This window comes from Actinotignum saccati (genome assembly GCF_051265055.1).
GTDB lineage: Bacteria > Actinomycetota > Actinomycetes > Actinomycetales > Actinomycetaceae > Actinotignum.
This window is the reverse complement of sequence record NZ_JBOZCC010000008.1, coordinates 1-25,780: the sequence shown is the minus strand read 5'-3', so window position 1 is coordinate 25,780 and position 25,780 is coordinate 1. Positions and strand designations below refer to the sequence as shown.

Annotated in this window: 20 protein-coding genes; 9 read left to right on the top strand and 11 right to left on the bottom strand. The window is 61.0% G+C overall.

Annotated features, from left to right (window positions below):
* Positions 1-43 precede the first annotated feature (43 nt).
* On the top strand, positions 44-1,447 hold the full coding sequence (locus ACRQEC_RS07270) for an MFS transporter (RefSeq protein ID WP_016442304.1): 1,404 nt from the start codon (positions 44-46) through the stop codon (positions 1,445-1,447).
* A 40-nt stretch (positions 1,448-1,487) separates the two neighbouring features.
* Here the strand turns inward: ACRQEC_RS07270 and ACRQEC_RS07265 are convergent, their stop codons facing one another.
* The gene (locus tag ACRQEC_RS07265) at positions 1,488-3,002 is read right to left on the bottom strand and encodes an alpha/beta hydrolase domain-containing protein (protein ID WP_039898263.1); all 1,515 of its coding nucleotides are present in this window, start codon (positions 3,000-3,002) and stop codon (positions 1,488-1,490) included.
* A gap of 121 nt (positions 3,003-3,123) precedes the next feature.
* Positions 3,124-3,969 (bottom strand): helix-turn-helix transcriptional regulator, encoded by an 846-nt coding sequence (locus tag ACRQEC_RS07260; protein WP_196800231.1) that lies wholly within the window; start codon positions 3,967-3,969, stop codon positions 3,124-3,126.
* 252 nt (positions 3,970-4,221) lie between these two features.
* Here ACRQEC_RS07260 and ACRQEC_RS07255 point away from each other — a divergent pair, with 252 nt between their 5' ends.
* Positions 4,222-5,655, top strand: a complete 1,434-nt coding sequence (locus ACRQEC_RS07255; RefSeq protein WP_435734866.1) for an MFS transporter — start codon at positions 4,222-4,224, stop codon at positions 5,653-5,655.
* Positions 5,656-5,809: 154 nt separating this feature from the next.
* Here the strand turns inward: ACRQEC_RS07255 and ACRQEC_RS07250 are convergent, their stop codons facing one another.
* Genes ACRQEC_RS07250 through ACRQEC_RS07240 form a run of 3 tightly spaced genes read right to left on the bottom strand, consistent with a single transcriptional unit; the run spans position 5,810 to position 7,232 of the window.
* A complete protein-coding gene (locus ACRQEC_RS07250; protein ID WP_016442308.1) occupies positions 5,810-6,307 on the bottom strand; it encodes a hypothetical protein in 498 nt (165 codons plus the stop codon).
* On the bottom strand, positions 6,297-6,755 hold the full coding sequence (locus tag ACRQEC_RS07245) for a flavodoxin (protein WP_016442309.1): 459 nt from the start codon (positions 6,753-6,755) through the stop codon (positions 6,297-6,299). The genes ACRQEC_RS07250 and ACRQEC_RS07245 overlap by 11 nt, the downstream gene beginning before the upstream one ends.
* Before the next feature lie 18 nt (positions 6,756-6,773).
* Positions 6,774-7,232, bottom strand: coding sequence for an NAD(P)-dependent oxidoreductase (locus ACRQEC_RS07240; protein ID WP_016442310.1), 459 nt, complete (start codon positions 7,230-7,232; stop codon positions 6,774-6,776).
* A 257-nt stretch (positions 7,233-7,489) separates the two neighbouring features.
* Here ACRQEC_RS07240 and ACRQEC_RS07235 point away from each other — a divergent pair, with 257 nt between their 5' ends.
* The 5 genes from ACRQEC_RS07235 to ACRQEC_RS07215 all read left to right on the top strand — a co-directional run bounded on the left by ACRQEC_RS07235 (position 7,490) and on the right by ACRQEC_RS07215 (position 15,935).
* Positions 7,490-8,203 (top strand): sugar O-acetyltransferase, encoded by a 714-nt coding sequence (locus tag ACRQEC_RS07235; RefSeq protein ID WP_155875817.1) that lies wholly within the window; start codon positions 7,490-7,492, stop codon positions 8,201-8,203.
* Between the two features lie 32 nt (positions 8,204-8,235).
* Positions 8,236-9,915, top strand: coding sequence for a formate--tetrahydrofolate ligase (locus ACRQEC_RS07230; RefSeq protein ID WP_284896988.1), 1,680 nt, complete (start codon positions 8,236-8,238; stop codon positions 9,913-9,915).
* Between the two features lie 105 nt (positions 9,916-10,020).
* Positions 10,021-12,756 carry a pyruvate, phosphate dikinase gene (ppdK, locus tag ACRQEC_RS07225; protein ID WP_284896986.1) on the top strand — a complete coding sequence of 912 codons (2,736 nt, stop codon included), beginning with the start codon at positions 10,021-10,023 and terminating at the stop codon, positions 12,754-12,756.
* 262 nt (positions 12,757-13,018) lie between these two features.
* Complete coding sequence (locus ACRQEC_RS07220) at positions 13,019-14,560, top strand: IS1634 family transposase (RefSeq protein WP_435732200.1); 1,542 nt, start codon at positions 13,019-13,021, stop codon at positions 14,558-14,560.
* A 349-nt stretch (positions 14,561-14,909) separates the two neighbouring features.
* Positions 14,910-15,935, top strand: coding sequence for a hypothetical protein (locus tag ACRQEC_RS07215; protein ID WP_394533074.1), 1,026 nt, complete (start codon positions 14,910-14,912; stop codon positions 15,933-15,935).
* Here the strand turns inward: ACRQEC_RS07215 and ACRQEC_RS07210 are convergent.
* The gene (locus ACRQEC_RS07210; protein ID WP_435730266.1) at positions 15,853-16,557 is read right to left on the bottom strand and encodes a hypothetical protein; all 705 of its coding nucleotides are present in this window, start codon (positions 16,555-16,557) and stop codon (positions 15,853-15,855) included. The two genes, ACRQEC_RS07215 and ACRQEC_RS07210, sit on opposite strands and share 83 nt — an antisense overlap.
* Before the next feature lie 143 nt (positions 16,558-16,700).
* On the opposite strand from ACRQEC_RS07210, the gene ACRQEC_RS07205 reads away from it, so the two are divergent.
* Positions 16,701-17,552: an aldo/keto reductase gene (locus ACRQEC_RS07205; protein ID WP_394533076.1), complete on the top strand. Its 852-nt coding sequence runs from the start codon at positions 16,701-16,703 to the stop codon at positions 17,550-17,552.
* A 95-nt stretch (positions 17,553-17,647) separates the two neighbouring features.
* Here the strand turns inward: ACRQEC_RS07205 and ACRQEC_RS07200 are convergent, their stop codons facing one another.
* From ACRQEC_RS07200 to rhmD, 4 genes are all read right to left on the bottom strand, one after another.
* Positions 17,648-18,412, bottom strand: coding sequence for an IclR family transcriptional regulator (locus tag ACRQEC_RS07200; protein WP_274736139.1), 765 nt, complete (start codon positions 18,410-18,412; stop codon positions 17,648-17,650).
* Positions 18,413-18,500: 88 nt separating this feature from the next.
* Entirely contained in the window at positions 18,501-19,253 is a 753-nt protein-coding gene (locus ACRQEC_RS07195) for an HpcH/HpaI aldolase family protein (RefSeq protein ID WP_196800232.1), read from the bottom strand.
* Positions 19,246-20,646 (bottom strand): MFS transporter, encoded by a 1,401-nt coding sequence (locus tag ACRQEC_RS07190; RefSeq protein WP_394533077.1) that lies wholly within the window; start codon positions 20,644-20,646, stop codon positions 19,246-19,248. The genes ACRQEC_RS07195 and ACRQEC_RS07190 overlap by 8 nt, the downstream gene beginning before the upstream one ends.
* Positions 20,647-20,699: 53 nt before the next feature.
* Positions 20,700-21,908 (bottom strand): L-rhamnonate dehydratase, encoded by a 1,209-nt coding sequence (gene rhmD / locus ACRQEC_RS07185; protein WP_016442323.1) that lies wholly within the window; start codon positions 21,906-21,908, stop codon positions 20,700-20,702.
* Positions 21,909-22,331: 423 nt separating this feature from the next.
* On the opposite strand from rhmD, the gene fucO reads away from it, so the two are divergent.
* A complete protein-coding gene (gene fucO / locus ACRQEC_RS07180; RefSeq protein ID WP_394533078.1) occupies positions 22,332-23,483 on the top strand; it encodes a lactaldehyde reductase in 1,152 nt (383 codons plus the stop codon).
* Between the two features lie 185 nt (positions 23,484-23,668).
* Here fucO and ACRQEC_RS07175 read toward each other — a convergent pair whose 3' ends face one another.
* Positions 23,669-25,123: an MFS transporter gene (locus ACRQEC_RS07175; RefSeq protein ID WP_284890328.1), complete on the bottom strand. Its 1,455-nt coding sequence runs from the start codon at positions 25,121-25,123 to the stop codon at positions 23,669-23,671.
* Positions 25,124-25,780: the final 657 nt, after the last annotated feature.

The window sequence follows — 25,780 nt, the reverse complement described above, 5'->3', positions numbered from 1 at the left end:
GGTGGAAGCCAGGGAAATGGCCAAAAATAGGCAAGGAGAAAGCATGTCAAGCACGGCGAATGCGCCAGTCACAGTAACGGATCAGGTGGCTGACCAAGATCGGGCGCCTGCCTCGGAGCGTGAACCTGCCACCATCTGGGCATCCCGTGAATACCGGGCCTGGTTTGCCGGCGACCTCCTCCAAGACCTGGGCGCGGGCATTGCAATGTTCGCTTTCCCATTGGTCTGCCTGGCGGTTACCGGCTCCCCGGTCCACGCCGGAACTGTGGGCTTCTTCCAAGGTGCGGGCACCCTGCTGGGTATCCTCCCCGGGGGAGTTCTGGCGGACCGCCACAACCGGCGCACGCTGCGCCTGGTCTCCTCCGGACTGGGCGTGCTCGCGCAGCTCGCGCTGGTGGCACTGCTCCTCACCGGCACCGCGAACGTGGCCAACCTTGCCGCGCTCGCCTTCCTGGATCGCCTGCGTAATTCGCTGCTTTCCCCGGCCTCCAATTCCATGCTTAAACAGGTGGTGCCCGGGCGCTTACTGCCCAATGCCGTGGCCGCAAATCAAGGGCGCGACGCCGCAGTCACTCTGGCTACCGGCCCGGCCGGCGGAGCATTGCTCGCTATCCATCTCTACGTTCCTGCCCTCGCGCAAATCATCGGGCAGCTGGCGAGCATGGGGGCTACACTCCTCATGCGCGGGGATTACCGGCCCGGGCGTTCCTGCGGGGATGAGTGCTCCGGCAGAGCCGGGTGCCCTGAGAACTCAGAAAACTCTGCGAGCTCTATCAGTACCGGACGTATCTCCCGCGCTCTCGCGGAATTCAACGAATCCCTGCGCTGGATATGGGACCGCACTGCGGTGCGGGTGCTCCTTATCTGCGCCTGCCTGCTCAACCTGGGTTGGGCTGGCATGATGATGAGCGTAACCCTCGGCCTTGCCGACCGCGGGGTGGAGCCGGCGCTCATTGGCCTGCTCGCCACCGCGCTCGGCTGCGGGGCACTAGCCGGGGCGGTGGTTGCAGCCAAAGTGGTTGCCCGGGTGGCCTCCGGAGTGCTGATCGTGGCGGGATTCCTCATGTGCGCCGGCGTCGTCGCCCTGGTGCCTTTCCTTCCTGGCCTGGGGTGGATCGGCGCGGTGTACGCATTAATGGGCTTGATTATCCCCGCCGTCAATGCGGCGGTCATGGGCCTGGTCACCCTTATGACGCCCAACGAGCTCATGGGCCGCGTGGGTTCGGTCAGCCAGTTCTTCTCCTCTGGCGCGGCGGCCTTCGCGCCCGCGCTGGCCGGCTGGGGCATCGGCGCTCTGGGCTGGGAACTCACCCAGAGTGCCTTCGCCTTTCCCACCGCGCTCGCGGCCTTCGCCATGCTGGCCTCCGCGCAGGTCCGGCGCATCCCGGCCTCGCCGCAGTGGGAGAATTACCTGGAAGAAACCGGTGCTTTGAGTGCGCGGGATTAAGGGCGACGCCGCACCTCTCGCACCGGAAGCTCAGGCGAAATTACCGCCCCTGCGGTGAACTCAGGGGTGCCGGTGCCCCGTTCACCGCACGCTCCCACAGCTCACGCTCCACGGCGTGGAGCAAACGCCGGCCCACGGGCTCGAGGTACCCGGTCGCTTCCAGCGCATCATCGACCTCATCGCAGGTTGCCTGGTAGTCCTCGAAAGAAGCGAAACGCCCCAAAATCGACTCGCGCGAGTGTAGGGTCATGAGGCCGTACACCGGATTAGAAGGTTCTCCGGGGAGGAAGTCCGCAATCGGATGAGCCACAATGCCCAGCTCAACGCCGCCTGAAAGCATTCCATCGCTATCTTTAATCCAGCGGTTCCCATCGGCATCAAACCAGGTAGAAGGTGCAGCCGGCGCACCCTCCGCAGCCCACTTCTCCACGGCGGCCATGGATCCGGTAATAATGGGCTCAATAGGAAGCGCGCTGAGGGATTCGAGGAATGCGGTATCTATCTGGCGCGGGCGCCGCTTCGCCTTGACCACTTCCGAATTTTGCGGAATCACCCGCGAACGAGCATCAGAATGCGGGGAGCGCGTTACGTGCCAATGCCGGCGCAGCGGCCCATCCCCAAGGTGGAAAGAATCCGGGCCAGCACCGAAGAGACTCACATCGGCCTCCGAAGAAGTGCTAATGATCGGCACATCGAGTTGGGCGGGTTCAACAAGGTAGGGGACAAACGCTGCTTGTTTCTCCTCGGTTCCGGGCGCCTCAAGATCAACACCGCTGAGCATCTGCGGTGGAATCCCGGACTTGTGCTGGTTAATAGCTTTGACAAACACAGATCCAACCCCGGGAGCGTAACCGTCATACGTAGGTGCGCCGTCGGTTAGTCGCAAGAGATTATGGAAGTACGTCAGATACGTATTGGCATACACCGAGGATTGGGACTGACCGATAAGGAAAACATGCTCTAATTCAACGGGGCTATCCGATGAGCGTAACCACGCAGACACCTGGGCGATCACATCCCAGGCCAAGCCTTCTTCACACTCGTCGAGCTGCATAAACGGATTCCAGCCCGGCTCCGCAGCATCAATCTGGCGTGGCTTTCCACCCCAGCTCAGCTTTCCGTAACGCTCCGGATCAAAGGTCTGCAAGGCGGAAATCTGGATGGGCTTGGCCGTCACCGCGACATAGGTATGCCGTTTGCTCATGAGGTAGTCCCAGGCCCGCCGCCAATCATCTTCAATGTCGTATCCCTGCGAGGCGTTCAAAATGGACACCCACGCGGTCGGTGAACTCTCCTCCGCAGGGCGCCGCACCAGCACGCGGGTGCAATACGGGATTCCCTCTTTTTCTACGACGACGCAGGAGTTATCCTCCGGAGCGAAACCATAAATATTCGCGGTACCGGAAAGGAAATACTCCTCCTCAACGTATCCGTACGTGGCTAAATCTAGTGGTTCGCGTGCGAAACGCATTGTAGAAAAGGGATAGCTTTTATCGTTGGCTGGAATCGGACCTACGGCATGGGGAACCGGTACGGTCAGTGTTGGTGCGTTCATCATTTCTCCCTCGAAATAATCTCCTGTGCGGTTAAATGCCAGCCTAGAGTCCGAGCTCTGAATTAGCTTGGCACATCGGGGTGAAAACACCTCCCATGGACTGTCGGGGGGATTAGTCTCTCTATGAGCTCGGTAGTATTCCGTAGCGTTCCGCTGCATCCAGTAGCTCCACTACATTGTGTGCTCCGAGTTTTCGCATGAGGGTGCGGCGATGGCTGCGCACCGTATTGATAGATACATGCAGAGCACAGGCCGCCTCGGAATTGGTGAGGCCCCGTGCAATTTGCGCTAATACCTCCCTCTCGCGGGGTGTAAGAGCCGGTGCGTTTCTCGATTCGGTTCTGCGTGGCGTATTTTGAGATCCGGAATTCTCCGGTGTTTCCGCGGTGACTTGAGTGGGGTTGGTGGGAAGCACGTCCCATACCTCCGCTAAACCTTCAGAATTGAGAATAGTTGCGTGAGGTGCGGTGCGCAGAAGTAGCGCAGCGAGGGTGGAAAGCTGGGAGATACGCAACCGATCTGTTGTCGAAAAAGCTCCGGCTCGCGAATGGGATTCCAGCCAGATCGTGCCCTCTAATTCTTGGCCGATGATGCAGGGCTGAATAACCGCGGATGTGTGAGTTGCTTCGGAAGCCGAGCGAAATAGCGGCCGAGTTCGTTCGTAGGCGAGCGAAGAATCGTCCGGGAAGGAATACAGGCGAGCTACCTCTGCGGGGGTACGGGCCCAGTACTGTTCGCGGCAGTCAAGAGTTCTTCCAAAGGTCGAATCGGATTCCACCAAGAGAGTGGAATTGTAATGACGCAGCCCGTATACGCCCAGTACCGCAAAGGTATTCTGGCGCGGCAAGAATACGTGGAAAGAAATGTAGTCTGCATGAGGTGCCACGTCCGCAAGTAAAGCAACGAAATAGCGCGCGATGGCCCGGCGGTCATCGGCTGCGTGGAGCGCTTGGATTGCGTCCGTCAAACGCTGTGAGAATTGTAGGTTTGTTCGCATGCTGCACCGCCATTCGTTACACGGATTTTTGAATATTACTTCCGGTGATTACGGACTAGTCTACTCGTCTGATGGTGTGAAGAGAGAGTAAATAATTCACCCGCTTTGACGCGGTTTTAATCACCATGCTCTCAGTACGCTAGCGAATGGACGTAAGGGAACGCCCACGATTTACCGCATATAACGGATGCAATGCAGCTCCGTTGCGCGAAAGGATAACCAATGACGGACCCACACACGACATCGGGTGCTGCACCGGCATCGTCGCCGAAGAGCGGTCTCGCATCGAATGTAACCGTGAAGGCCTCGAGCGAGGAAGTGAACGTAGAAAAATCTGCCAAAAAAGCCGCAAAATCTGGCTTTTGGGGCGCTCTTGCCAAATACTATGACTTCGGCCTGTACGGAACCGCATCCGCAGTCATCTTCCCTACCGTTTTCTTCGGTGGCGGAGATAATCCGACCTTAGCGAATATTGCTTCGCTTGCCTCTTTTGGAGTTGCGTATCTTGCTCGACCTCTCGGAGCCATCGTGCTCGGCCACCTCGGCGATACTTGGGGAAGGAAGAAGACGCTCCTCCTCACACTCGGGTTAATGGGATTTGCCACTCTCGTTATTGGAATCCTGCCGTCCTACGACTCGATTGGTCCTACCGCCGGCATTATTTTGATTGCGATGCGACTCATCCAGGGCTTCTCCGCGGGTGGTGAGCAAGCCGGATCCACAGCAATGACCTCAGAGTTAGCCCCGCCCGAGAAACGCGGGCGCCTCGTTGCTTTCACCATGCACGGACTTCTCATCGGTCAGCTCCTCGGCATTGCCGCTTTTATCCCTGTGTCAGGGAATGAGTCCTTCCTTCTCGACTGGGGCTGGCGAATCCCTTACTTCGTTGAGATTCCCCTGGTGCTCTACGCGCTGTGGGTACGGACGAAGGCAGATGAACCCCGTGATGTTTACGAGGCCCTCGCCCGCCAGCAGGGCAAAACCACGCAACATTCGGCAACAAAAACTGCCGGAAAAAATAAGGGGAGCCTCGGCGACCTCTTCAAGAATCATTGGCGCCAAGTCATTCGCGTTATGGCGATGGGACAGTTCGCGATCACCGGCGTTTTGCTCACGAACTACATGCTCAACTACGGCACGACCTACTGGGGTTGGGAACGTTCAACCCTGCTGACTCTAGCCACCGTATCGATGGTTATCGGTGTTCCAGTTCAGCCGCTGTGGGCAGCGCTTTCGGATAAGATCGGCCGCCGGCCGGTGTACCTCATCTCGATGTTCAGCCTCGTGGCACTGTTCCCGGTTATCTTCTGGGCAATTCAGATCAAGAGCGTGCCGCTGCTTGTAGTTTTGCTCTTCATTATCGGGTTGGTCTCGACCGGCGGAAACGTTGTTCAGGCTCCGATGTATAGCGAGATGTTCCCAACCCGCCTGCGGATGACGGGCTATGCCGTCTCCACTCAGTTGGGCAATATCATTGTGGGCTTCACCCCGATGATCGCGGCCATTATCGTGCGGCCGGGTAGCTTCGGTTGGTGGCCGGTACTGACCTTCACCACCATCATGATGGGCCTAGGAATTCTGGCGTGCCTGTCCACGCCGGAAACCATGGGCAAGGTTATTACCGACGATCTTGAACAAGAAGTAACCGGAGCCTAATTAACGCCTTATTGCAGAAAAGGTACCGTCGCCCTGGAGGAAACCGGGGCGACGGTACCTGCTTTCGTTTTTGGTTCGCGCCGTGGCGGCATGCGGTTTCCGTGCCGTCCCTTATTTAGAACGACGACGCTGCGCCTGCCGCCCCGCGCGTCCACTAGCGATTGCGTGCGTATTCCTCATATGCCTCGTTCCCAGCCCACAGGCGTTCCTTGGTGACCATGAGCATGACCGGCTCCATGAGCGCAGTTGCTTCCCCGTCATTGGTGTGTCCCGAGCCGGCCGGAGGTAAATCCCAGCTGACGGTCGCTCCGCCCGGCAGGGTTTCGACTTCTTTTGTCATCGCAGCCTGCACGCACATCTCCTGGTGCAGCTGCGGGTCAACCTGGAAAGACTCCCGATAGACCTCCTTCAGTCCCGCACCTTCACCGGGAACGTTGTACGTCAAGGTAGCGGTGTCACCCTCCGCAAACTCAACCGTCCAGGAAACCCCATAGGGGCCGGGCAGGTTGAGTTGGGAAAGCGTCACCGTTCCGGTGCAAGCCGCCAATTCATCGAAAGAGGGATGCGATTCCCGTGAACATGCCGCGAGGGTAGCAAGCGTGCCAAGAATTCCGATAAGTGCAGTGGTCGCGCCCGTGACCTTACTGAGCATCGGCCCAGGCGCGGATTTCTTCGTCGCTGAGGCCGCTGTGGAAACGCAATCCTGGTGCCCACGCAATCTGCGGGAAGGTGGAGCGTAGATACTCCGTTGCCTCGTCCATCGGTGAGCTTCCGGAGGTGCAGAAGGGGTGTACCCGCGCCTTCCCCAAATCATGCGAGTTCACGAAGCTATCCACCACTTTCGGCGGGATGCCCCACCAGATCGGGAAACCGAGGAAGATGTCCGTGGCGCCACCTAAATCGACCGGTGCTGCGAGTTCCGGGGCCGGGAGCTTTCCGTGCTGTTCCAGGTTCGCCCGGCTATCCTCGACTCGCCAATCCAAATCCTGATTCGTGTAGGGCTGCGCTGCGGCTATCCGTACCGCTTCACCGCCGACGATATCCTGCAAACGTTCTGCTGCCTTTTCAGTAATGCCAGTTTCAGAAAAGTAAATAATCATAGGTTCCCTTCTTTACTTCTAGCTCACCACCAGATGCTGGCGGATATGCGCGGTCAGCGGCCCGCGTTCGAGTTCCTCAATCACGGCCGCGGCCAGATCGGCGGAGGTGATCTCCGGGGAAATATATGTCCATTTGGCGATGTGGGCACCCTCCAAAGCTGCCGGGACCTTCGCGTCCCCGTTATCGAGCACGATGAGTCGGGTCGGCAGCCCGGAAACCAATTCGATGAGATGGTGCGCGGCGCGTTCGGGGAAATCCTTCCCGGCATCCGCGTTGGGCGTGAGGGCATCAACCATGGCATCGACGCCGGCAATATCTCCGCGTTCGATATCGAAAATATCGCGGCGCAGCGAGACCGGAGCTTCCGTTTCGTTTTCCGAGCGCGTCACGGCCATAACTTCGTGCCCGCGCGACATAGCTTCCTGGGTGAGGAGTTTTCCGGCCGCGCCATTAGCTCCAATAATTGCAATGCGCATAATTCATCCTTTCTGATGTGGGGCCGGCTGAACGGCCCGCTGCTGGTGAGGTCTTATCAATACGGTTGCGGTGGTGGACGCCCGGCCGCGCAGTTGGGAGCCCGTCACGGGGCGAAGTGGCAGCATGCCAGCTGGGCCACGATGTCCAGCCGGCCACCGCCGGGGTAGAAAGCCTGGGAAACGCACCACCGCATCCCTTCCGAAGGGTGAACAAGAGTTCACCTTAGATGGTAGCTCAGATATGCCAGAATGAACCCATGACCAAATCGAATCAGCCCGCGCCGGAATCCGTGCCCGGCGCCGCCGCCCAACCCGTGCCCGCCGCACCACAATCGGCGTCCCAACCCTCTCCCACCTGGGAACGCATGGTCGCCGGGAAAATGTACATCGCGGACGACCCCTACCTCGCCAAAGTCCGCCGCGAGGGCCTCACCGTCCAGCATGAACTCAATGCCACCAACCCCTCCGATAACGAAACGATCCGCACTATCGCCGCACGTTTCTTCGGTTCTTTCGACCCGAGCGCCACCGTGGTTCCGCCCGTCCACTGCGATTACGGCGCGAATGTCCACATTGGCCCGGAGGTTTTCATTAACTCCGGCGCGATTCTGCTCGACGTCGCACCCATCACCCTGGGCCGCCGCGTCCTCATCGGCCCGCGCGTCACCATCACCACCGCCGGTCACCCGGTTCCCCCGCGCCTGCGCGCCGAAACCGACCTCGAATTCGGCACCGCTATCACCATCGGCGATAACGTGTGGATCGGCGCCTCGGCCACTATCGGCCCGGGCGTCACCATTGGCGAAAACTCCATCGTGGGCGCCGGCGCCGTCGTCATGCGCGACGTCCCCGCGAACTGCATTGTGGTTGGGGTTCCGGCCCGCGTGCTCCGATATTTTAATAACGACGACGACGCCCGCGGCCAAGCGCTTCTCGACGCCTACGTTGCTGACATGGGTCCGCTTGCCTAGGTGATCGGCCGTGGCGGTATAAACTACAGCGTATGTCTATTGATCTTCCCCTTGTTGATATGGCTCTGGCGGCCGGTGTGCCTGCAGATGCCGTCATCCCCTTCGGCCGGGATCGGGCGAAGATCGATTACCGCTGGGTAGAAAGCCTCGGTGCGCAGCTGGGCCATCCCGAAACCGGCTCCGTCGAACCTGGAACCAACTCCGTGCAACCCGGCCGCCTTGTGCTGGTGACCGCCATGTCACCCACCCCGGCCGGGGAAGGGAAAACCACCACCTCCATCGGCCTGGCGGACGGCCTGCGCTACCTCGGTAAGCGTGCGGTGCTGGCCCTGCGTGAACCTTCGCTGGGGCCCGTCTTCGGGCTCAAGGGCGGGGCCATCGGTGGGGGCCGCGCCACCCTCACCCCGGCGGACTCCATTAACCTGCACTTCAACGGGGATTTTGCCGCTATCGCCGCCTCACACAACCTGCTGGCCGCCATGGCCGATAACGCGGTGTATTTCGATACCCACGATATCGACCCGGCCACGGTGAGCGTGCGCCGCGTGATCGACATGAACGACCGGGCCCTGCGTGCCATCCTCCTCAGCCCCAGCGGGCGCCTGGATAGTGCCGGCCCGGGTGCGGGCACTCACTCCAATCCCGGCGCGCACGCCACCCGCGCCACCGGCTTCGATATTGTTCCCGCCAGCGAAGTCATGGCAGCTTTCTGCCTGGCCTCCTCCTTCGCGGACCTGCGCGAGCGCCTCGATTCCATGGAAGTGGCCCGCACCCGCGCCGGCAAGCCGGTCACCGCCAAAGACCTGGGGGCCACCGGCGCTATGCTCGCCCTCCTCGCCGAAGCTTTTTCCCCGAACCTGGTCGCCACTCAGGAAGGCACCCTCGCCCTGGTCCACGGCGGGCCCTTCGCTAATATTGCCCACGGCTGCAATTCCGTGATGGCGACCCGCGCCGCGCTCGCGATGGGGGAGATCGCGGTGACCGAAGCCGGCTTCGGGGCCGATCTGGGCGCCGAAAAATTTATTGACATTATGTGCCGGACCTCCGGGCTGCGCCCCGACGCCGTCGTATTTGTGGTTACTTTGCGCGCCCTGCGCTATCACGGGGGTATCGCCAACGCTGCCCGGCATATCCATAATTTGCGGGCGGTCTGGGGGCAGTCCGTCGTCGTCGCCCTTAATCGTTTTGATACGGATACCGAAGCCGATATCGCAAACGTGCGCGCGCAATTCGAAGATCTGGGCGTGCCCGTGGCTGTTTCCGAGCATTTCGCGCGCGGCGGGGAAGGAGCGGCGCCACTGGCCCAAGCGGTCTTGGGCGCCCTCGAAACGCCCTCCCGCACTACGTTCACGTACCCCGATAACGCGAGCCTCGGCGAAAAAATCACCGCGGTGGTGCGGCGCGTTTACGGGGGTGCGAGCGTGACCTTCGCGCAAGAAGCCCGCGAGCAACTGCGTGACCTGGAAGAACGCGGCTACGGCAGCTATCCCGTGTGCATCGCGAAAACCCCGGCCTCCTTCACCACCGACCCGAAACGCCTGGGCGCACCCAGCGATTTCGACGTGCCGGTACGGGACGTGCATCTCTCCGCGGGCGGCCGGTTCGTCGTGGTGATGGCCGGGAGCGTCATGCTGATGCCGGGCCTGCCCAAAGAACCGTCCGCGCTGGCCATTGGCGTGGACGCGGCCGGCAACGTGCGCGGTATTCACTAAAAATCCCTCTCGATCACACCGCCCCAAAGTGTTACCCTGGACACGTGAGCGGCGACGGGGCCGCTCCGCGCACTTATGCGCGTGTGAATCCCCACGGAGGACGATATGACCAAGTTCGTATACGCATTTACCGAGGGCAACAAGGACATGAAGGACCTGCTCGGCGGCAAGGGGGCCAACCTGGCCGAGATGGTCCACATGGATTTGCCTGTCCCACCCGGTTTCACCATCACCACCGAAGCCTGCCGCTACTACCTGAGTAACGGGCAGGAACCCGAAGAACTCGAAGCGGAGGTGACGCGCCACCTGGAAACCGTGGAAGAGCAGATGGGCAAGAAACTTGGCGATCCGGAGGACCCGCTGCTGCTCTCGGTGCGTTCGGGCGCGAAGTTCTCCATGCCGGGCATGATGGAAACCGTACTCAATATTGGCCTCAATGATGAATCCGTGAAGGGCCTGGCGGCGCAATCCGGCAACGAGCGTTTCGCCTGGGATTCCTACCGGCGCCTCATCCAAATGTTCGCCCGCACCGTCCTCGATATTGATGGGGATCTTTTCTCCGACGCCCTGCACGCCCTGCAAAAGGCGAAAGGCTACAGCGGCGATCTTGATATGACGACGGCGGACTTGCAAGAGCTGGTCGAACAATTCAAGAGAATCGTGCGGCGCGCCACCGGGTATCCCTTCCCGCAGAACCCGCGCCGGCAAATGAACCTCGCGATCACCGCGGTGTTCCGCTCCTGGAACACCGAACGTGCCCGCATCTACCGCCGCCGCGAACACATCCCGGATGATCTGGGCACCGCCGTCAATATTTGCACGATGGTCTTCGGCAATATGGGGGAGAAATCCGGAACCGGAGTGGCCTTCACCCGCGATCCTTCCACCGGGCACTCCGGGGTGTACGGCGATTATTTAGTCAATGCCCAGGGCGAAGACGTGGTAGCCGGCATCCGCAATACCCTCTCCCTCAAGGACCTCGAACAGCTGGACCCGGCTTCCTATACCGAGCTCATGGACATCATGAAGCGTCTGGAAAACCACTACCGGGACCTGTGCGATATCGAGTTCACTATCCAGGAAGGCAAACTGTGGATGCTGCAAACCCGTGTGGGTAAGCGCACCGCCGCCGCGGCCTTCCGGGTCGCCACCCAGCTTGTGGACGAAGGCCTCATCAGCGCGGAAGAAGCCATCACCCGTACTACCGGCGAACAGCTCACTTCTCTGCTCTTCCCGCAATTCCAGCGCGATGCGCAGCGCACCCTCATCACCAAGGCCATGGCGGCCTCCCCGGGTGCGGCCGTGGGTGAAGTGGTCTTCAGTAATGAGCAGGCGGAAGCGCGCGCGGCAGAAGGCGCGAAAGTGATTCTGGTGCGCCGCGAAACCAACCCGGATGACCTGCCCGGCATGGTGGTGGCCGCCGGCGTGCTCACCGCGCGCGGCGGTAAAACCTCGCACGCCGCGGTGGTGGCCCGCGGGATGGGCCGCACCTGCGTGGTGGGTGCGGAGGACCTGCTTGTGGAAGAAAAGGCCGGCACGGTCTTCATCAAGTCCACCGGGCAGACGCTGCGTGCCGGGGATGTTATTTCCATTGATGGCACCACCGGGGAAGTATTCTTCGGGGCGGTACCGGTGGAAGACTCCCCGGTCATGATCTACGTATCCCAGGGCTTGGAGGCCGCGCTGGAGGCTGCCGGTGACGATAAGGACACCTGCGAATTGGTGCGTTCTGTGGATCGCATCCTTACCCAGGCCGATAAGTCCTCGCGCATGCACGTGCGGGCGAACGCCGATAATCCGGAAGATGCCGCGCGCGCTCGCGAATTCGGGGCGCAGGGCATCGGCCTGTGCCGCACCGAGCATATGTTCTTAGGGGAGCGGCGCGAACTCATCGAGCACGTGATCCTCGCGGCTACCCCGGAATTGCAGGCGGCCGCACTGGGCGCGCTCATGCCGCTGCAACGCGGTGACTTCGAAGGTATTTTCGAGGCGATGGACGGCCTGCCGGTGGTGGTGCGCCTCATCGACCCGCCGCTGCACGAATTCCTCCCGGATATGACGAAGCTCGCGGTTGAGGTAGCCACCATGGAAGCCCGCGGCCAGCAGGTGCCCGAGCACACCCGCACCCTGTTGCGGGCGGCAACCGAACGTCACGAAGATAACCCGATGCTGGGCCTGCGCGGGGTGCGCCTGTCCATCCAGATCCCCGGCTTCGTGGATCTGCAGGTGCGAGCGGTGGCCGAGGCGGCGGTGGCCTGCCGCAAGCGCGGCCTGGATCCGCATCCGGAAATCATGATCCCGCTGATCGGTTCGGAGAAGGAATTCCGCCTGGTGGCGGACCGCGCCCGCAAGATCATCGCCGAGGTGGAACGCGAATCCGGCTACGATCTGGACATCGCGATCGGCAATATGATCGAGCTGCCGCGCGCGGCGATTATCGCGGAGAAGATCGCCGAAGATTCTGAATTCTTCTCCTTCGGCACCAATGACCTGACCCAGACCACGTGGGGCTTCTCGCGGGACGACGTCGAACACGAATTCATTCCGACCTATATGGCGGAAGGGATCTTTGACACCTCGCCCTTCGAGACCATCGACCGCGAAGGTGTGGGTGAGCTGGTGCGCATGGGTACCGAACGCGGCCGGAAGGGCAACCCGAATCTCACCGTGGGTATCTGCGGTGAGCACGGTGGGGATCCCGCTTCGGTGCACTTCTTCGACTCCGTCGGTTTGGATTACGTGTCCTGCTCCCCGTTCCGGGTGCCGGTGGCACGCCTGGAAGCCGGGCGCGCGGCCGTCATGGCCAAGGGGCATGAGTCCGGAGCCGGCGCGACGGCGTAGCGCTTGCGTATTGCGCGTAGTTGCGTGGACGTTAGTCAGGCACGCAAACGTTAGCTAAGCACGGCTAGCACTGCACAGCGGCCGGGCGGGAACCGAGCTCTTCACGGAGCTGGTTTCCGCCCGGCCGCTTAGCATCTGACCTGACTTGGCTCATTTTGGCGTGATGTGATTCATATTGACGTTGTGGCCTGGGGTTTTATCTCGTGGTAACGCGAAATTCCTGACTAAAGGACGGGAAGGTGGGGGCGGTAGGCTAGGGAGTATGCCACTACCCCGGATCCGTACCGTTCCTACCGCCTCGGGCGCTACCGCGGTACAAGTCGTGTGGCGTTACGTGGATAATAAGCCCGTACTCGAGCACATTGGTTCAGCCCACACGCCCGGCGACCTCGCGCTCTTAAAAGCCCAGGCCCAGCGTCTCATCGACGGGGACCAGCTCTCTTTAGACCTGGAGACGGCCGTTGAGAAAGCGGCCTCGCGCTTGGCTAGTGGTTCGGTGGATAATCCCTTGCCCGTGGCTAGCGAGCGTGCCGGTTATCTCCTCGACGCGCTCCGTGGGGCTTTTGATTTCCTAGGCCTAGGCCCGCCAACCAATCATGACCCGGTGTTCTACGATCTGGTGGCCGCCAGGATTATTCACCCGGGCTCCAAGTTTGATTCCATCGAAACTCTCGCCGAGGTCGGGGTGCGCTCGGCTTCGTATTCCACGATTAAACGCCACCTGCCCCGTTACGCGGAAGAAGAATTCCGTGACAGAATCACGGCCACGCTAGCAAGGCATGCGGGTATCGGGCCAGGCGTTCTCGTCCTTTACGACGTAACAACCTTGCATTTCGAGACGGATAAAGAAGACGAGTTACGCAAGCCGGGGTATTCCAAAGAACGCCGTATCGACCCGCAAATCACGGTCGGGATGCTCACCGACGCATGCGGGTTGCCGTTGGCGATTGGTGGGTTTGAAGGAAACCGGGCAGAGACCCACACGATGCTACCCATGATTGAACGCCTCAGGCGTGCCTACCAGCTTACCGATATCACGGTTGTGGCTGATGCGGGGATGTTCTCAGCTTCTAACAAGCAAGAGATTATCGGGGCTGGTCTGGGCTATATTCTGGGCACGAAAGAACGTGATATTCCTGCTCCTATCGCAAAGTGGCGTGAAGAGAATCCGGGTAAAGACTATGTTGATAGTCAAGTCTGGCGCCAAGAAAACCATGCTAAGAGGGTGGCTGGGCAGGGCGTGGGTGTGGTCGAGTCGGTTGTTTATTATCAGTATTCCAAGGATCGGGCTCGGCGCACGCGGCGGGGTGTGGAAGAACAGTTAGACAAGGCCAGGCGTGCGGTGGACGGGAAAATACCGGTCAAGCGTAACCGGTATGTTGACTTGCGTGCCCCGGATAAGCGCGTGAACCAGGCATTAGCTGATAAGCATCTTGCGTTGGCTGGGATTAAGGGGTACGAGACGAATCGGTTGGATTTGGATGCTGGTGCGGTGATCGGGTTTTATCACCAGTTATTCCGTATTGAGAAGGCTTTCCGGATGGCGAAGTCGGATTTACGGGCGCGTCCGATCTTTCACTGTAAAGAAGACTCGATCCAGGCGCATTTAACGATTGTGATGGTGGCGATGGCGTGCGGGCATGTTCTTGAGCAGTCTACGGGTGTGTCGTTGAAACGGTTGGTGCGGACGTTGAAGAAGTACCGCTCGTTCACGCTGGAGGTAGGCGGGCAGGTCGTTCATGCTCACACCCCGCCGCCGGCGGACGTGGCCGTGCTTATCGAGTCACTGCCAAAACCTGACTAAGATGAGCCAAGTCAGGCGGAGCCGGCGCGACGGCGTAGCGCTTGCGTATTGCGCGTAGTTGCGTGGACGTTAGTCAGGCACGCAAACGTTAGCTAAGCACGGCTAGCACTGCACAGCGGCCGGGCGGGAACCGAGCTCTTCACGGAGCTGGTTTCCGCCCGGCCGCTTAGCATCTGATGGCTTAGCGGTACCGGGCCACCGGGGCCGTTCGGGCACGGCAACGCAAGCATCCGGAGCCGCGGGCGCCGTCGTGCAATAAAGCGCGGTGCAGTCAATTCTCAGGTACCTCGCCTAGGATAGGCTTGGATAGGCAGGTTGGTGCGGTAAGCAGTATCGGAGATGGTATCTCGTGGGCGTTTTCTCATTACGTGGCGGGCAATTTCATCGCGCGGCGCCTCCCGCTGATCTTCCGGAAGGAACCCGCGCCTCCGTTGCCGAAGCGCTGCGCGCCCAGATTGCGGAGTTTCTCGATTTCCCGGCCTTCCAAGTAGCGTGGACGCGCCCGGAAGGGGAGCGTGGCACCGCTTCTTTGGTCGCCTTGGATGCCACCGGGAACATTATTAGCGTCGATATTATTGATGTTCTCGACGGCGCAGCGCTCCTCGCGGCCCTCGCCCGTTCCGCCCAGCACGCCACTTTGGATCGGCGGGAAATTACCCGGCTTTTCCCGGGCGGGCCTCATGATTTTTCTACCGCCTGGCAGGAGTTCACCGCCGTCAATCCGCCCATCCCGGAACCGGCCCCGCGCTTGAGTATCTTCGCTTGTGCTATCGATCCGGATATTACTGATGCCGTGCGGGCTCTGGCCGGAGCGGGGGTGCAAGTTTGGCAGGTAACCATCCTGGAGCGGGCCGCTGGGATTTTGCTCTCTGTGGATGAAGTCCGCCTCCAGCGCGCCACCGCGCTCGGGCCAGCCGCCGGGGTGCCGGTTTTGGATGTGGCGGCTGAAGCGGGTGATCATCCCGAGGCGGAAGCTCAGCCGGAGGCGGTAGCGGAAGCGAGTGAAGCTGTCGAGATGGAATCCGCCGCAGAAGCCGAGTCGCCAGCAGAAACACCCGAAGCGCCGGCAGCTGCTGCCGAGCGCCCGCGGCGGCGGGGGAGCCGGGCTGCCCAGCCGGGTACCGAAAGCGCCGCACGCAGCCGCAATATTTGGCAGGAAATCCGCGGCCGCCGCGCCGCGCATACCTCCGCTGCGGCCGCCACATCCGTGCCGAACCCTGCGCACCGCGCCTCCCATAGCTCAGCGGCCAGCTCCGCCCACACAGCGGAACAAGGCCCCGCGCATCGCTTCGCTAATCCCACCCCTCCTGCGCGCACTTATCAGAGTGACTATCAGGCCGCTCCGCGGCGTCGGGCTCGGCGCGCGGCGGAATAAAGTTCACGCGGTGCGGCCTGAATTCGAAGCCACCCGGCTTTACCGTAATAATCGGACTGGTATCCTCCGGTAAACCGAGCCGCTTGCGGCGCTCCGCTTCCTTGCGGCGAGCTTGCTCCCGCCGCTCGATACGCGCTTCTATCGCTATTTCCTCAAGCGCTTTCTTTGCTTTCAGGGTGGCTTCTCTCTCCTCCGCTACGGTCAAGCCGGATTTCCACTCCCGTAGCCCAATCACTTCGATAAGCACGACCGCGGTAGCCGCACCAGCGCAGATGAGTGCCTGCCGGGAGTTCAGCGTCAGCACTAGCGTGACAAGAAAAAAGACCCCCGCAAAAAATACAATCCGGCACAGCGGGGCAAGCCATCCCCCAGGACTCGGATGGCGCCAGCGGCGTTGATGCCAACGGTCGATGTGCGTTGAAAGGAATTCAACAGCTACGGTGCTCAGCACCACAATGAGAAGCAGAGCGAAAAAATTCGCCTGATGAGGGAGAAACAACCGGCTCAGCGCCAGCGTAATCACGATGCCTGTCGCAGTAATGGTGCCGACGATGAGGTGCCCACTCCATGACTGGCGGAAAGGCACCGGCGTCCAATCCGGATCCGGCGATACACGAACCATGGCTATCCCCTCACTCGACGCATATGCAAAGTGTACGTGGCTGACAATTTTTCGCGGCTTTAATGTTCCTGAGGTACATTTTGCGGCTCGGGCTGCCTCGTGGCACGCTGGAGTGTAGAACAACCACGAGAGGAACGATATCCATGCGCAACATCACCTTGGCCAATGGCGATACCGTGCCGGCTCTCGGGCTGGGCACCTGGTTCCTAGGCGATAACCCGGCGAGCAGGCAGGAAGAAATCGCGGCGCTGCGCTGCGGAATCGAAGGCGGTGCGCGGCTCATCGACACCGCGGAAATGTACGGAAGCGGGCGCTCCGAAGAACTCGTGGGCGAAGCAATCACGCCCTTCTCGCGCGAATCGCTCTACCTCATCACCAAAGTGCTGCCCTCCAACGCCTCGCGCCACCGCATGGAGGCCGCGCTGGATGCCAGCCTGGCGCGCCTCGGAACCGACTACGTGGATATGTACCTCTACCACTGGCGCGGCGGCACCCCGCTGGCGGAAACCGTGGCGGAACTCGAGCGCCTGCGCGGCAGCGGGAAAATCCGCAGCTGGGGCGTCTCCAATTTCGACGTCGAAGATATGCAAGACCTTGCCGCGGTGCCCGGCGGCACAAACTGCCAGGCTAACGAAGTGCTCTACCACCTCGGCTCGCGCGGGATTGAGGTGGAATTGCGCGGCCTCATGGAACGGCGCGGCGCGGCGCTCATCGCCTACTGCCCACTCGCCCAGGCCGGAACCCTGCGCAATGGCTTGGTCACCAATCCTGCCGTCACCGAGGTCGCCCGCGAACTAGGTACAAGCCCCTTCCAGGTGCTGCTCGCCTGGGTGCTGGCGCAGGGTGAGGTCATCGCGATTCCGCGCACCGGCAAGCGCCCGCATATGCGGGAAAACTTGGAGGCCGCGCGGATCGAGTTGAGCGCCGAGCAGCTGGCGCGCCTGGACAGCGCTTTCCCGGCTCCGCGCCGCCGAGTCCCGCTCGATGTGGAATAGCTTCGCACCAGATAGTACGACGGCGCCGCGGCGCGCCCGCGCGCCGCGGGGACGCGGCGTCGTCGTACTTAAACGTCACGCACCGTAATTCCCAGCTATACCGCGCCGTAACCGATCTGGCGGGAAATCTCCGCGGCGGTTGCCGTGACCGCCGCCGCCAATTCCCGCATCCGCGCCTTCCCCATATAAATAACCGCGCTGGAGACGCTAATCGACGCGGCAATATTCCCGGAGGCATTGCGGATAGGTGCAGCAACGCAACGAATCCCCGGCTCGCTGATTTCCCAGTCTTCCGAATAGCCATTGCGGGAGTATTTTTCCATCGCGGCGGTGAATTCCTCCAGGGTTTCCGGCGGGGGAGTATCCCGCATCCGCTCGCGATCGGCCAGATAGAGATTCTCCCAGCGTTCGGGGCTATCAAGAATCAGTGACCGGCCCAACCCGGTGCGGGTAATCGGGCGGCGAGTGCCCACTTGGGAACGCACCTCAATACCGCGATGCCCGGGGAATTTGAGCAGGTAGAGGGCCTCGCCTTCCAGCTCGGTACCCAGGTGAACGGTGTCGAGGGTGTCCTCGGAAAGCTGGGAGAGCAACGGGGAGGCAATACCGACCAAAGAAATATCATCGAGGGCCTGAAAACCCAGCTCAATAAGGGAAGCCCCCAGGAAATAAGTTCCGGTTTCATCGGTGCGCAGGAAACGTTCCTGGCGCAGAGCCTGGAGAAGCCGATGCACTTTCGAACGGCTCAGGCCGGTTGCCGCGGTGACCTCGGTGAGATTCCGAGCCCCTGTGGCGACGGCACGAAGAACAAGGAGGCCATGGCGAAGTGTCTGCGTGCCAGGGATATCGTCGGATGTCATATACAAACGGTACCAGGTTCCCAATAGTTGGGAACCTGGTACCGGAGAGGAGCGGAGAGGTAATGAGCTACGCGGGTACGCGGGCTAATTACCGCTCCGGGAATTTCGCGGCGAGTGCCTCCACCAGCAGAGTGGAATCCGCCGTGGTCGCGATGAAATTCGCGCCCGCGGCAATATACTGTTCGGCTACCGCATCATCGAAGGCGAGGGAACCGGCCACCAGCCCGGCCGCTCGGATTTTTGCCAGCGCATCGCACACGATAGCGTGCAATTCCTCCGCGGGGGGATTACCCAGTGAAGCGCCCAGGTCGGCGGGCCCGATGAAAAAGCCGTCCGGTCCCTCCACCTCAAGCAGCTCATCGAGGTGGGAGAGCGCCTCCCGGGATTCGATTTGCAGCAGCACGAAAAGTTCCGCTTCGGCCTCCTCCATATAGGAGGTGTAACGGCCCCAATTCCCGGCACGCGCCACCGATGCCCCTACCCCGCGGATCCCGCGGGGTGCGTAACGCACCGCCCGCATGGCCGCGCGGGCCTGCTCCGGGGTATCTACCATAGGTAGCAGCAGGTTCTGCGCTCCCAGATCCAGCACCTGTTTAATATGTGCCGGGGTGGTTTCCACCGGACGCACAATCAGGGGCATGGGATACCCGGAAGCAGCCCGGAGCTGATCCAGCAGGGAGGCCACTGTATAGGGTGCGTGTTCGCCGTCGAATAACAGCCAATCAGCACCCGAACCGGCGCAAATTTCCGCCGAGGTAGCCGAAGCCATGGTCATCCAGATTCCACGGCGCGCCCGCTGCGGGGAGGCCGCAAACTCTGCTTTGAACTGGTTTTTAGGCAACGTCGCTTTCAATACCAACGTCCTTTCGATTCTTGAGAGCGACGATAATGAAGGAACCGAGGATTGCCACCGCTGCAACCGCCCAGAGTCCCGCCACGCTCGACTGGTGGGTATCAAAGATTTCGTTGAACCATACTCTCAGATTCGGTGCCACAAAACCACCAACAGCACCCCAGGTATTGATGAAACCAATACCCGCGGCCAGGGCGGCCCCGGCAAGCAGATTCGTCGGCATTGTCCAGAAGAGCGGCTGGCAGGCGATCACGCCGGTGGCGACGATACACAGTGCCGCAATGGCAAGAATCGGGGAGGCATGTGCCGAAAGCCCGAGGGACAAGCCAGCGGCCAGCAGCAGCCCGGCCGACCAGATCCGCTGCCGATCCGGGGTGGTGGCATTCTTGGAGAACCACCACGTCCCGATAAGGGAAACCACCCACGGAATGGCGACGACGAGGGACACCTTGAAGCCCACCGATTCGCCCAGCAGGCGCGCCACCTGCGTGGGGATATAGAAGACGACGCCGTACACCGCCACCTGGATGGCGAAGTAGGCCATGGCAAGCGTCCATACCCGAGCGTTCGTGAAGGCATCCTTGAGGGTGGACTTCACCCCGGAACCTGAATCTTCACCTTCCACCGCTTCGGCCAGGACGATTCGCTCTTCCGGAGTCAGGAACTTGGCAGAGCGCGGTCCGTCGTCGAAATAGAAGAAGGCGAGGCACCCAACAACCGCGGCGAGCAGGCCCTCGATGAGGAACATCCAGAACCACCCCGGGAAACCGAGGAAGCCGTGCATCTGCAACAGCGCACCGGATAGCGGCGAGCCGAGCGCCAGCGCGAGGGGCGCTCCCAGATAGAAGAGTCCCATCACGTAAGCGCGCGGTTTGGCGGGGAAGAAGATGGAAGAGAGGTAGATCATGCCGGGGAAGAAGCCGGCCTCCACCACGCCCAGAAGCAGGCGAATGGTGAGGAATTTCGCCGGGGTATCGGCGAAGGCCATGCAGGCGGATACCAGGCCCCAGGCCACCGCGATGGAACCGATCCATTTCTGCGCCCCGATTTTGCGCATCATGAGATTCGCGGGGGCGCCGAGGAAAGCGTAGAGCACGAAGAAGATCCCCGCGCCCAGTGCGAAGGTGGCTTCACCGATGCCGGTGTCCAGCATGTATTCCTGCTGGGCGTATCCGATATTGGAACGGTCCAGGAAGGCGAGGACGTACAGCAGCATCATGAAAGGGACAAGGCGACGGCGCGCCTTGCGAACTGCGATATTCAGGGTTTCTTCGCGGGCTGCGGAGGCGCCGGGTGCCCCGGAGCGTGTGCCGGAGGCCGCGGTGCCGGAAGTGCCGGACTTAGCCGCGGGCGATCCTGGAGATGGCGAAGAGGCTGTCATATTTTCTCCTTTTCGGTATGCGTGGATGCGTATCTACCCGGAACGCGAGCGCTCTAGTGCGTATAGGGGCGTTCCAGCGCGATATCGCGATTAAGTTCGACGCCGAATCCGGGCTTCGTCAGAGTTTCCTTGGAAATACGGCCGTTTTCGGGGACTGGTTCACCCAGGAGGATCGGGTCGAATTGCGGGCGGATGGTATCCGCCTTCGGGCTGGTCATAAGGAATTCGCTGAACGGCGTATTCGTGAAGGTGATAACCGCGTGGTGCGAGTACACGGAGGAACCGTGCGGGACCACCAGCTGGCCGCGAGATTTGGCAATGGCCGCGATCTCAAGGAGGGTGGTGATGCCGCCGCACCAGCCCACGTCCGGCTGCATAATGTCAATGCCGGTTTCGGAAAGCGTACGGAAGGCCGCGAGGTTACCGTGGTGCTCACCGGTGGAGACCATCACCCCGGCCGGGACCTGGCGCTTGAGTTCGGCGTAATTGTCATACTGTGCGGCGGGGAAGGATTCCTCGATCCACTTGAGGTTATAGGGAGCGCAGGCGTGGGCGAGTTTGACCGCGTAATTGACATCCTGGCTCATCCAGCAATCCCACATGAGCCAGAAGTCCGGGCCCACCTTCTCGCGCATATCCTTGATGCGTTCCACCTCGCGGCGAATGCCGGCGTCACCATCGTGCGGGCCCCACTGGGTGGGCATCTTTCCGCCGATGAAACCCATCTCCTTGGCCAGATCCGGGCGCGAGCCGGTGGCATAGAACTTGATTTCATCGCGAACCGCGCCGCCGAGTAGCGAGTAGACGGGCTGGCCGAGCACCTTCCCGAATAGATCCCAGAGGGCCAGGTCCACGCAAGAAATGGTGTTCATAACAACGCCGCCACCACCGGAGTAGTAGTGAGTGGAGTTGATCATCTGGTCGTGGATGAGCTTGATATCGTCCACCCGCTTGCCTTCGATGAAGCGGCTGAGGTGGTTTTCCACGATGAAACAGCCGATTTCGCCGGCCGTGGAGATCGCGAAGCCGGTGGTGCCGTCGCTGGCTTCCACTTCCACCACGAGGGTGCCGAGCACATTAATGCCGAAGGACTGGCGTGATTGTTCGTACTCCTTGTACTTGGACATCGGGGTAGCGATATGGTCATCGATCCAGTGCCCGCCGCCCTGGTCGTGATAGTCACCGCCGCCCTGGCCTTTGTTCTTGGCGGTGGCGCCGCCCATGAAGAAGGCGCGCACGTGCTTGATTGTTGGTAATGACATGAGATGCTCCTTTGCGTCTATGTGCGATTGCTATGTGATTGTTGAGAGGGTGTTGCGGGGTAGCTGCGCCGTCGTTCCGCGTGCGCGACCGCAAGCAGTCGTTCCGTACGCGATACCGTGCGGCCGTTTCACGTACGCGATAACGTGCCGCGCGCATCTCCACCGCAACACATTCAATCCCATTTAGTGGGATGGAATGTTAATAGTTGGGATTCTGACACGGCCAGTCTAAAATGAAAGCCGGGGAGAGTAAAGCCTTCCCGGCCCGGCAGCTCGCGGATTAGGCGGGAAAATATCGCCACGGCCCCGGCGATCAATCCATGTCGGGCCTTACGTCATAGTGCGGGGGTCAAAAAAATGGAACAATGTTCCATGTCAGGAAAGTGGCGCAGTTGCTACGAATATTCGACATAAGGAGTTGTCATGGTTAATCGCATGATCCTCAACCAAACCTCGTACTTCGGGCGCGGTGCGCTCGACCAGCTGGTCCCCGAGCTGCATCGCCGCGGCTTCAAGAAAGTCCTCATCATCACCGACAAGGGTGTGCGCCAGGCCGGGACCGTGGACCTAGTCACGAAGCGTCTGGATGAGGCCGATTTTGCTTACGAGATTTTCGACGACGTCGTTCCGAACCCGCCCGTCGAAAACGTGAAGGCCGGCGTGCAGGCGCTCAAGGATTCCGGTGCGGATGTGCTCATCGGCTTGGGTGGCGGTTCCCCGCAGGACACCGCGAAGGCCATCGGCATTATCGGTGCGAACCCCGAATTTTCCGACGTTCTCTCCCTCGAGGGCGTAGCCGACACCAAGAACCCCTCCGTGCCGATTATTGGTATTCCCACCACCGCCGGTACCGCTTCGGAAACCACCATTAACTACGTGATTACCGATACGGAGAAGCATCGCAAGTTTGTGTGCGTGGACGAACACGATATTCCGGTGCTCGCCATTGTGGATCCGGATCTCATGGACGGCATGCCCCGCTCCCTCAAGGTTGCGACCGGGCTCGATGCCCTGACCCACGCCATCGAAGGCTACATCACGCCGGGTGCCTGGGAGCTTTCGGACGCGGTCCACCTCAAGGCCATCCAGATGATCGCGAAGAACCTGCGCAAGGCTGCCGATGGCGATACCGACGCCGTTGAGCAAATGGGATACGCCTCCTACATCGCGGGCATGGGCTACTCCAATGTGGGCCTGGGCCTGGTGCACGGCATGGCGCACCCGCTCGGTGGGCGTTACGACGCGCCGCACGGTGTGGCCAACGGTATCCTGCTGCCGGCCGTTATGAAGTTCAATGCGGAGTACACCGGTGAAAAGTACCGCGATATTGCGCATGCCTTCGGCATGAAGGATTCGTACGACGTCGCGCTAGAAGAAGCGCGTACCTACGCTGTGGATGCGGTCAAGCAGCTGGTTGAGGACCTGGGTAATCCCACCACGATCTCCGCGGTGGGCGTGGACGAATCCGGTCTCGATGCCCTGGCCGAGGATGCTTTCAACGACGTGTGCACCCCGGGCAACCCCCGCAAGGCCACCAAGGAAGAAATCCGCGCGATCTACGCCTCGCTGCTCTAAGGGCTGAGGTATTCGCTTAGCTCATTCATGTGCTCAAGCGGCGAACGTGGCCGGTGCCTGGCTCGGGTGCCGGCCACGTTCACGTCAGGGCACCTTCCTGCGTGAGCGTTGTGTGTGAGCACGCCGTGTGTTGCTATCCGGGTCCGTTATATGGCCGGGTGCGCGGTGGCCGGGTAGCGTCGTCGTTAGGAATCCGTGCGCATCTTCAGGACGCATGCGCATAACAAAGCCGCCCCGGCAATACTCGCGGAAAGCGCTAGCGCCCCGCGGTAGCCGCCCCAGGTGCCAACCAGGGGCGCAACCAGGCCGATACCCAGGCTCGCACCCACGCCGAAAGCCGCGCCGTTGAGGCCGGGGAGTGAACCGGGCGCCTCGGGCGGGGCCAGGATCACGCCCAGGCCGTTGACTGTTGTGAGAATCATGCCGTTATAGGTAATTCCAAGAAGCGCGATAAGGGCGAAAACAACCCAGCGGTGCTCAAGGAAAAGCCAGATGCCGCCAATCGCGCACAGGGAAACGGCGAGTCCGGTGCGCAGCACGGTGAGCCAGCCGATTTTCCCTGCCAGCCATCCGGATAGCGGTGCGGCGGCCAGGCCAATAAGCGCGGGCGGAGTGAGGTAGAGGAGCGCGGCACGGCCGGCCTCAAGCCCGTAGCCTGCCTCGGAATTCTGGGCGAAAAGCGCGACCGTAAAATTGATAACCGCGAAAACCGAGGCGAGAGACAGCAGCGTTGTGGCAATAAGCGGCCAGCAATGGCGCGATGCCAGATGGCGCAAAGCGAAAAGCGGCGAGGCAACTCGGCGTTCCGCCACGCAAAAAGCGCAGAAAAATAGCACGGCCGCCCCGAAAAATGCGAGGCTGGCCGGGGCGAACCACCCGCGGGTGCCACCGATATTGACGTAGTAGGTCAGGAAAATCAGGCTGAGCGAGAGCAACCCGCCACCCCACCAATCCATCTTTCCGGTTGTGACTGAACGATCCTGCGCGGGAAGCGCCCGAGCCGTCAGGAAAATCGCGACCGCGGTGAGTGCGGCGATAACGAAGAAAATCGCCTGGAAGCCGAAGCGGTCCGTGAGGATCCCGCCGAGCCAGCCGTCCAGGCCGCCCACGCCGCCGTTCGCGGCGCTGATAATACCCAGCATGGTGCCGAGCAGCGCGGGAGAAACCGATTCGCTCAGAATCATATACGCGAGCTGGAAAACCGCTCCCGAGACGCCTTGCAGGACCCGCCCGGTCACGAAAATGGGGAAGTTCGGGGCGAACGCGCACACCAGTGTGCCCACCAGCAGGATCACGAGGATCGCCAGCAACATTCGCGCGCGCCCGAGGAAATCACTCCACCGGGTCAGCAGAATTCCGGCGACCGCACCGGCCAGGAAGAATAGGCTCGACACCAGCGCGAGCGTCCCCTCGCTCACCGCAAAACTTCGCCCGATATCGGGGAGCGCGGGAGTCACCATCGTGGTGTTGAGCTGATAGGACAGGACGGCAATAACTAGGGTGACGAGCAAGCCGAGCTGTGTGCCGGGCCGGAGCGCGGTTCCTCCGTCCGGATGGTTTGTATTGGAATTGGGGGACGGACGCTTCGGGTCGCGTTGCTGAGGGGTACCGGCAGTGGCCGGAACTTTTCGTGCACTCACTTCTCTATTATCGACGACGCCGCAGCTTCTCGCCCGCGCGCCTTATTGCCGCGGCTCGGAGCTTGGCTAGGCGATGCGTGGGGGATGTGTGGGTGTGTGCTGCGGTGGTCTAGGTGCGGTGTAGAAGTGGTCGAGGAGCCGTCTGGGAGCCTCCGGCTGGGTTGTTGAGGTGTATTTTTCATGTGTTCGAGCGCGGTTTTCTCTGGTTTTCTGGGTGTTTGGGCTGGGTGTGGTGGGTGTCTCTTTGGTTTGATTTGCGTCTAGCGGGGTGGGCTTGTAAGCTTGTTATCCGTCGCCGAGAGCCGGAAACGCCTCAAGGTGGCAGGGAATCCTCGTGATTATGTTCTAGTCCACAGGCTGCCGGGTTTGAAAGAATCGGGCCATGGTGGTAGGCTAACGGGGTTGCTCTTCTTGAGCGTGAATGATTCTCTCCGTACTGGTTACTTGTGTTTATTCGGGTGGCTGGTTGTGGGGTGTGGGTGTGGTGTTTGGATGCTTAATAGCGTGTCTGACTAATATATTTTTTACGTGAATTTTTTGTTCACATGACCTAACCAGGTTGACTGATCATTTGTTGTTGGTTTGGTTGGTGTGGTTGTGTGGGTGTGTGCAAGGACAGGTAGCACTCCAATAGATAGTGACTGGATGCTGTGTTTT